Source organism: Flavobacterium sp. (assembly GCF_043780635.1).
Lineage (GTDB): Bacteria > Bacteroidota > Bacteroidia > Flavobacteriales > Flavobacteriaceae > Flavobacterium.
Map to the genome: position 1 here is coordinate 1 of NZ_JAYWCK010000154.1, position 7873 is coordinate 7873.

Sequence of the window (7873 nt, forward strand, 5' to 3'; positions counted from 1 at the left end):
TCATCTGCCATTGGGCAAAAATCCAGATAAAGTTTTTGACTGGTTCCAAATAATTGAATTAAGTCATTCATATCCTTACTTAACATTACAAAATGTTCTCTTTGATGGGCAATATCACCACCATTTGAACCAATGTGTTCGGCGTGTTCTTTAGCGTCGTCAGCAATGTCCATATAGTCTTTCATTTGTTCTTTTGAAATACTATTCATATCTACTTTCCCAATTGTTGCAATCAAGGTATTACCTATATTTGCAGCTTCTTTGCTGTTGTTATTTACCAAAGCATTTTTTAGTTTTAAATAATTAGCAACAACTTCGTTGATTGAAGCATTCGAACTTTGAGCAGATGTTGACTTTTCTGTATTCTTATCCATTGTCATTGTGGAATTTTCCATATTCATAGTCGAATCATTTTCCATCATTGGAGTATTTGTTGTTTCAACTTCTTTGTTTTTTTGGTTACAAGAAACCAGTACGAATGCCATTAAAATGGCTGATAAAATTATTTTTTTCATTTTTTTAATTTTTATGTTTTTGATTAAATTATATAAGCTTATAGCTCAAAACCATAGGCTGATTTATATTAATGTTGATGGTTATGCTCCGTTTTTTTTGGTTGCTATTTCAACTAAATCCATTCCGCATTTAGAACAATTATCCCCTTTATTTCCGGTAACTTTTGGATGCATTGGACAAGCATAATCAGCTTTTGGAGTTTCATTTTTACTCATATCCATTCCGCATTTAGGACATTTTCCTGGTTTATCAGAAGTTGCTCCATCCATTGTACAAACATATTTTGTAACAACTTTGGTTTTAGTTTGGCTTCCTTTTGCAGATGGGTCGTGTTTTCGAACTGATGTTTTTACCATTTTCATTCCACATTTGCTACATCCACCCTCTATTGTACTTACTTCGTTAGGATGCATCGGGCAGGTATACATTGTTTTTTGAATTTCTTTTTTAGAAGTTTCCTTTTTTTCTTGAGCCAAAACAGTTGTGTTGGTTACAAAAAATAGACTCAAAGCAATAAATAAATTTTTCATTTCATTTAATTTTAAATTGTTACTATAGATTACACTTTTCTTGTTAATCGATTATTTTTTATCAGACTGTTTTTCCTTCATTTCCATTCCACATTTAGGGCATTCTCCTTTTATGTCAGCAGTTGTACCGTCCATTGGGCAAACATATTTTGTCACAACTTTAGTTTTAGGTTGACTGCCTTTTTGAGGATGGTTATCTTCAATTTCGGTAATTTTTACCATTCCTGTTCCACATTTAGAACACATTCCTTCTGTTTCTGAAGTCGAACCATCGGCAGGACAAACATATTGAGTTACCATTTTGCTTGTAGGTTGACTTCCTTTTAGAGGGTGAGTATCTACTTTTACGGTAGTTTTCACCATTTTTATTGCACATTTAGAACATTCACCTGGTTTATCAGAAGTGGAACCATCCATAGGACAAACATATTTGGTTACAGTTTTAGTCATAGGTTGACTACTTTTTGTAGCGTAGGTAGGTACTTTTTCGGTTATTTTTGTCAATTTCATTCCGCATTTTGGGCATTTTCCTGAACCAGGTTCCTTTTCATCAGGATGTGTTGGACAAACGTAAATTACTTTAGGCTCTTCTTTTTTTGTAATTGTTTGTGCAGATGATATTGTAATTACAGTTAAGAACAGGCTTAGTATGAGGATTAAATTTTTCATTTTTATATTTTTTTAATAGCGCATTGACTTCATCGAATCTTCGATTCAGTGTACACTGTTTTGAGTTTGACTTTTAATAATTTTAATTGAATTGACTAAAATAATCAAATAGTAGCAATTAAACTATATTTAAAAATTAGATAGCCGATAAATAAAGGAGTTAAAGCAAAATTTGCTTTGAATTTGACACACCATTGGCTGTCAAAAATGAATTTAGCTTATTTTTGGAATAAGCCAGATTGAAAAGAAACCATCAGAAATATTGGCTTGTGTATTGAAATAATTATGTTCTTTTTCTGAAAATTTAAAATTGTTATTTTTGAATTTTATTTCAAAAAAGGCAATGCTGAATTGAACTGATGAAGTGGTACAATTAGAATGACCACATTTTCCGTTGCAAGGACCTTCGTGATCCTTATTTTTTGAATGATTGACAACTTTACAACAACCTTTTTTCTCTCTATTAGAAGAAGTTGTTTCTGAATTACAACACGATTTTCCGGATTTCATTTCACAAGCAGATGTTAACACTGGCATCAGTAAGAAACCAATAGTAAAAATCAGGAGTAATATGTGAAATTTTTTCGTCATTGCATTTTATTAACACACAAAGTTAAGAAAATTTTTTATGAGAATTCATAAAATTTTATTAAGATTTATCCATTACTTAAAAATAGGTGTAGCTTTATCTGTATGAACAATAGCAAAAACGTTTAATTTTACAGCGTAAATAGTAGTAAACTATCCTAGGAATATACTCAATATATAATATACAATAGCCGCCAATAACGCGGATACCGGAATAGTTAAAACCCAAGCCCATAACAAACTTACCGTAACACCCCAACGAACGGCCGAAACACGTTTAGTCAACCCTACCCCTATAATCGAACCGGTAATTGTATGTGTTGTACTTACTGGAATTTTTAAATGTTCAGTAAAATAAAGGGTTAATGCACCTGCCGTTTCAGCAGCCACACCTTCAAATGATGTTACTTTGGTTATTTTAGTCCCCATTGTTTTTACAATTTTCCAACCACCACTAAGAGTTCCAGCTGCTATAGCAGAATAACAAGCCAGAGGAATCCACATAGGCATCGCTCCTTTGATATTCATATCGTCGTTGGGTAATATTACATTCAACCACGAATCCATACCTTCTTGTGTTTGTCCGGAAGTGTGAATATATACTGCAACTGCGGCAGCAATAATACCCATTACTTTTTGCGAATCATTACCACCATGACCTAAACTGAATGCAGCCGAAGATAAGAGTTGCATTTTTTTCAAAACGGAATCGGCTTGATTTAGATTTAAACTACTAAATGTTAATGCAAAAGTCGAGATGGATAATATAATAAAAGCCACCAAAAACCATTTTATATTGTGTGACTCTAATATAACACTCCAAAAATGGGAGTCAAAACGCGGTTTTTCAATTTTTTCATAAGGAACCATCTGGTAATAAATGAATAAAACGGTTAAAACCATTAATCCAATAGTGAATAGTTTTGGAAAAATACTTTTTTTGGAAGCATTCAACAACCAAATAGAAATTAAATAAGAGGCTATTGCTCCAACAAGAGGAGCTAAAACAATAAAAGCAATAACTATAATAACTCCGGAAGGCAATCCGCCATCTTTTCCGGCCTTGTACCAACTGACAATATTATACCAATGATCAGTAGCTCCATCTTCTGTCAAATAACCTCCAAAACCGTGTACTGCAATAGCATGAGCAAGCGCTGCTCCGGCAAAACCACCGATCAAAGTATGGGAAGAACTCGACGGAATTCCCATCCACCAGGTCAATAAATTCCAGCAAATGGCAGCAATAACACCTGCAAGAATAACTACAAGGTTAATATCCATGGTATGTGCAGTTTTTGCAACAGTATCTGCCACTCCAAAACCAAAAACCCAATACGCTAAGAAATTAAAAAAGGCAGCCCAAAGTACCGCTTGAAAAGGAGTAAGTACTTTTGTCGCAACAACAGTGGCAATAGCATTGGCAGCATCGTGAAAACCATTGATGTAATCAAAAATTAATGCCAATCCAATGATTACTATAAGTAGAGTAAATTCCATAATTTTTATTGAAAGATTGAAAAGTTCAAAGATTGAAGATGAAAAAAAATTAATTTTCAATCCTTAAATCCCAGAAATGTTTAGGAATGTTTTACGGTAATCGATTCTAAAACACTGGCCACACCTTTGCATTTATCAGTAGCCGTTTCTAATACAGATAACACTTCCTTGTATTTGATAATGTTTTTGGCATCGGTTTCATTTTCAAAAAGATCGGCAACAGCCTTATCGTATACGCTATCTGATTTACCCTCCAATTTATTAATTTTGGCACAGGCATCCGTTATTTTTTTCATTTTCTTCAAATCCCTTAATTCTTTCACAGCGATATCAATGTTCTGACATGCTTCAAGATTAATTTCTGTCAATTTTCGGATGGATTTTGTAATCTTTCCAACTTGGTACAATCGCATTCTGCTGGAAGCGCCGTGAAGATTATCGGCTACATTATCTATGGAAATAATCAAAGAATGAATATCTTCTCTATCGAATGGGGTTATAAAATTTCTACTCAATTCAAGATTGGTAAGACGTGTGATGTCTTCCCCTTTTTGTTCCAATTCATCTATTTTCGAAAAAAGTTCATCTCTTTCTTTCAAAGGAAGATTAACCGCTTCGTGCAAAATGGAAGCTAATTGTACTAAATTTGCTGATGCTTCCTCAAAAAGCGGAAAGAATTTTTTGTCTTTTGGGACTAAAAATTGAAAGATACTATTTATTGACATTTTGTTATTTTTAGAAAACAAATTTAATTCTTTATTTTAAGCTAACCTTAAGAAATTATTAACAATTATCTTCAATTTCAAAACTGTTTAAAAAAGACACCGTTTTTTCTATATCATAATGCAAAATCCGGTCTTCTTTTACCAAAGGAACTTCCTCACGATACGATTTTAAAAACATTTCGATAAAGTCACTTGATTCTAAAGGTCTTCGGTACTCTATGGCTTGCGAAGCATTCATTAATTCGATGGCGAGAATTCGCTCCAGATTTTCCATCACGCGTAAAGCTTTTGTAGCAGCATTGGCACCCATACTCACATGATCCTCTTGCCCGTTGCTCGACACAATACTGTCAACACTCGCAGGTGTGGCCAACTGTTTGTTCTGACTGGCAATGCTTGCTGCGGTGTATTGCGGAATCATCAAACCCGAATTCAAACCGGGATTATCGACCAAAAAAGCAGGAAGATTTCGTAATCCCGATATCAATTGGTACGTTCTTCTTTCGGAAATACTACCCAATTCCGCCAAAGCAATGGCTATAAAATCTAGCGCTAAAGCTAAGGGTTGACCGTGGAAATTTCCTCCGGAAATAATCTGATCGCTTTCGATAAATATATTGGGATTATCGGTAACCGAATTGATTTCGGTCTTGAAAACTTTTTTAACATAATCAATTGCATCTTTCGAAGCACCATGAACCTGTGGAATACATCTAAAAGAATACGGATCCTGAACGTGCGTTTTTTCTTGGCTGATGATTTCACTTCCCTCCAGAAATTCCTTTACGCGATTAGCCGTCACAATTTGTCCTTTGTGAGGACGAATAAAATGAATCAACTCATTAAAAGGCTCAATCCTACCGTCAAATCCTTCCAGGGAAATGGTTCCGATTAAATCAGCAAAATAAGAGAATTTGCTGGCTTTCATCAAAATATACGCACCATAAGCACTCATAAATTGGGTTCCGTTTAGTAAAGCCAATCCTTCTTTAGATTGCAATACAATGGGTTTCCAATTGAATTGTTTTAATACAACACTTGAATGCACCTTATGGCCTTCAAAATAAACTTCGCCTTCACCTAAAAGGGGCAGAGACATATGGGCTAAAGGAGCCAAATCACCCGAAGCACCAAGTGAACCTTGAGTATATACTATAGGTAAAATATCATGATTAAAAAAATCAACCAATCGTTCCACAGTTTGCAACTGAATTCCTGAATGACCATAACTCAATGACTGTATTTTAAGCAACAACATCAATTTGACAATGGCATTAGGCACTTCTTCCCCAGTTCCGCACGAATGCGATTTTACCAAATTTTCTTGAAGTTTTGATAGGTTTTCATTAGAAATTTTGACATTACAAAGCGATCCAAAACCAGTATTTATGCCATAAATTGGTTTCGTATGCGAAGCCATTTTGGCATCTAAATAATCCCTGCATTTTTGGATATTGATCTTGGCTTCATCGGATAAAGCCAACAATTTATGATGCGAAATAATTTCTTGTAAGGCTTCCAGAGAAAGTACTTCAGTACTTATATAATGTGTATGATTCATTTTAATAGTGGCTTTTGAAGGCTCAAAATTCCACAAACCAATATTAAAAAGCAAGATTTTAAAGCTAAAATATTTAATATTCTTTTTTTTGCACTATGTTTTTTAAAATATTCGTAAAAACAGAATAAAAGGTTTTGTTATTTTATAAAAAACTGTACTTTTGAAAAATCATAATGGCAAATAATAGCAAAACATATCATTCTTCGATTACAACTCAATTTAGAGTTGCACTTGCTGTTACATTTACTGCTACAACAACTACCACTACCCTTTAGGGGTATACATTTTACATATAATCCAGTTTTCGTGCTTTTTTCTAAATGAAGAGAGTTCATAGGTGTATAAAAACCATTTGCATTTTAAAAAAAAATAACAAAATGAAAGTATTAAAATTTGGCGGAACTTCGGTAGCCAATGCGCAAAACATAAAACTCGTATTAGATATAGTTATCAAAAAGGCAGAAAAGGAAAAACTCGTTGTTGTGGTTTCTGCTTTCACAAAAGTCACTGATTTATTGGTTCTTGCTTCTCAAAAAGCAGCTTCAAGCGAGGAAAGTTACAAGGAAATTGTCGCTGAAATCGAGAAAAAACATTTAGACGCTATCAAAGAATTGATTCCGGTAAGTGAACAAAGCGGCTTGTTGAGTCATATCAAAAGAATCATCAACCACCTTGAAACTTTACTCGACGGTTGTTTCCTTTTGGGCGAATTATCTCCAAGAACTTCGGATACGATTCTAAGTTTTGGCGAATTATTGTCTTCCTACATTATTGCCGAAGCCTTTAAACAAAAACATAAAAGTTGTGGCTACAAAGACAGTCGCGAATTGATAAAAACCAACAATAACTTTGGTAAAGCTGCCGTAAACTTCGAAATCACAAATCCACTAATTGCTAATTATTTTGCGTCGAATGTGGCTCAAATAGTAGTGATGCCAGGTTTTATCGCTGCAACAACCGATGGAATTGGAACAACTCTAGGTCGTGGAGGTTCTGATTATACCGCTGCAATATTGGCTGGAGCTTTGGATGCATCTGAATTGGAAATTTGGACAGATGTTAACGGAATGTTTACTGCAAATCCAAAAGTGGTAAAACAAGCACAACCTATTGCCACAATTTCCTATCAGGAAGCAATGGAATTGTCGCATTTTGGTGCCAAAGTATTGTATCCACCAACAATCCAGCCCGTATTAAGAAAAAACATTCCTATTTGGATAAAAAACACTTTCGAACCCGAAGCCGAAGGGACTTATATTTCAAGTCAGGACACTTCGCATACCAATCCTGTAAAAGGAATCAGTCATATCGACCATATTACTTTGATTACGCTTGAAGGTTCTGGAATGATTGGCGTTGCCGGTTCTTCAAAAAGACTTTTCGAAGTGTTGTCACACGAAAACATCAACGTGATTTTTATCACTCAGGCTTCATCAGAGCATTCGATTTGTATCGGAATTTTGGATGCTGATGCTGAAAATGCTGAAAACGCGATCAATAAAGCTTTTGAAATAGAGATTTCACAAAACAAAATTGATTCCTGTATTGTCGAAAAAAACCTTTGCATCATTGCTTTGGTGGGTGAAAACATGAAAAATCACCAAGGTTTGAGCGGTAGAATGTTCAGCACTTTGGGGAAAAACAATGTCAATATCAGAGCGATTGCCCAAGGAGCTTCCGAAAGAAATATTTCGGCGGTTATCAACGAAAGAGACGTGAAAAAAGCATTAAATACACTACACGAAAACTTTTTTGAGGAAAACACAAAACAGCTGAATCTGTTT

The 7873-nt window shown here is 34.5% G+C and carries 8 protein-coding genes; 1 reads left to right on the forward strand and 7 read right to left on the reverse strand.

Annotation, left to right across the window (positions count from 1 at the left end; translation table 11 throughout):
- The 7 genes from ACH2BV_RS14010 to hutH form a co-directional block, all read right to left on the reverse strand.
- The coding region (locus tag ACH2BV_RS14010; protein WP_395051385.1) for a DUF3347 domain-containing protein at positions 1-515 on the reverse strand (515 nt) is incomplete at its 3' end.
- A gap of 81 nt (positions 516-596) precedes the next feature.
- Positions 597-1046, reverse strand: coding sequence for a heavy metal-binding domain-containing protein (locus ACH2BV_RS14015; RefSeq protein ID WP_395051386.1), 450 nt, complete (start codon positions 1044-1046; stop codon positions 597-599).
- 51 nt (positions 1047-1097) lie between these two features.
- A complete protein-coding gene (locus tag ACH2BV_RS14020; protein WP_395051387.1) occupies positions 1098-1715 on the reverse strand; it encodes a heavy metal-binding domain-containing protein in 618 nt (205 codons plus the stop codon).
- Between the two features lie 213 nt (positions 1716-1928).
- Entirely contained in the window at positions 1929-2306 is a 378-nt protein-coding gene (locus ACH2BV_RS14025; RefSeq protein ID WP_395051389.1) for a hypothetical protein, read from the reverse strand.
- A gap of 150 nt (positions 2307-2456) precedes the next feature.
- Positions 2457-3803, reverse strand: a complete 1347-nt coding sequence (locus tag ACH2BV_RS14030) for an inorganic phosphate transporter (RefSeq protein ID WP_395051390.1) — start codon at positions 3801-3803, stop codon at positions 2457-2459.
- An 80-nt stretch (positions 3804-3883) separates the two neighbouring features.
- On the reverse strand, positions 3884-4528 hold the full coding sequence (locus ACH2BV_RS14035) for a DUF47 domain-containing protein (protein ID WP_395051391.1): 645 nt from the start codon (positions 4526-4528) through the stop codon (positions 3884-3886).
- Positions 4529-4586: 58 nt separating this feature from the next.
- Positions 4587-6089, reverse strand: a complete 1503-nt coding sequence (gene hutH, locus ACH2BV_RS14040) for a histidine ammonia-lyase (RefSeq protein WP_395051392.1) — start codon at positions 6087-6089, stop codon at positions 4587-4589.
- A 377-nt stretch (positions 6090-6466) separates the two neighbouring features.
- On the opposite strand from hutH, the gene ACH2BV_RS14045 reads away from it, so the two are divergent.
- Positions 6467-7873, forward strand: a 1407-nt coding sequence (locus tag ACH2BV_RS14045; RefSeq protein WP_395051393.1) for an aspartate kinase, incomplete at its 3' end; no start/stop codon positions are given.

Bases quoted from the DNA above. Each gene is read 5' to 3' on its own strand.
- ACH2BV_RS14025 (WP_395051389.1), bottom strand. From the start codon at position 2,306: ATGACGAAAAAATTTCACATATTACTCCTGATTTTTACTATTGGTTTC.
- ACH2BV_RS14020 (WP_395051387.1), bottom strand. From the start codon at position 1,715: ATGAAAAATTTAATCCTCATACTAAGCCTGTTCTTAACTGTAATTACA.
- hutH (WP_395051392.1), bottom strand. From the start codon at position 6,089: ATGAATCATACACATTATATAAGTACTGAAGTACTTTCTCTGGAAGCC.
- ACH2BV_RS14030 (WP_395051390.1), bottom strand. From the start codon at position 3,803: ATGGAATTTACTCTACTTATAGTAATCATTGGATTGGCATTAATTTTT.
- ACH2BV_RS14035 (WP_395051391.1), bottom strand. From the start codon at position 4,528: ATGTCAATAAATAGTATCTTTCAATTTTTAGTCCCAAAAGACAAAAAA.
- ACH2BV_RS14015 (WP_395051386.1), bottom strand. From the start codon at position 1,046: ATGAAAAATTTATTTATTGCTTTGAGTCTATTTTTTGTAACCAACACA.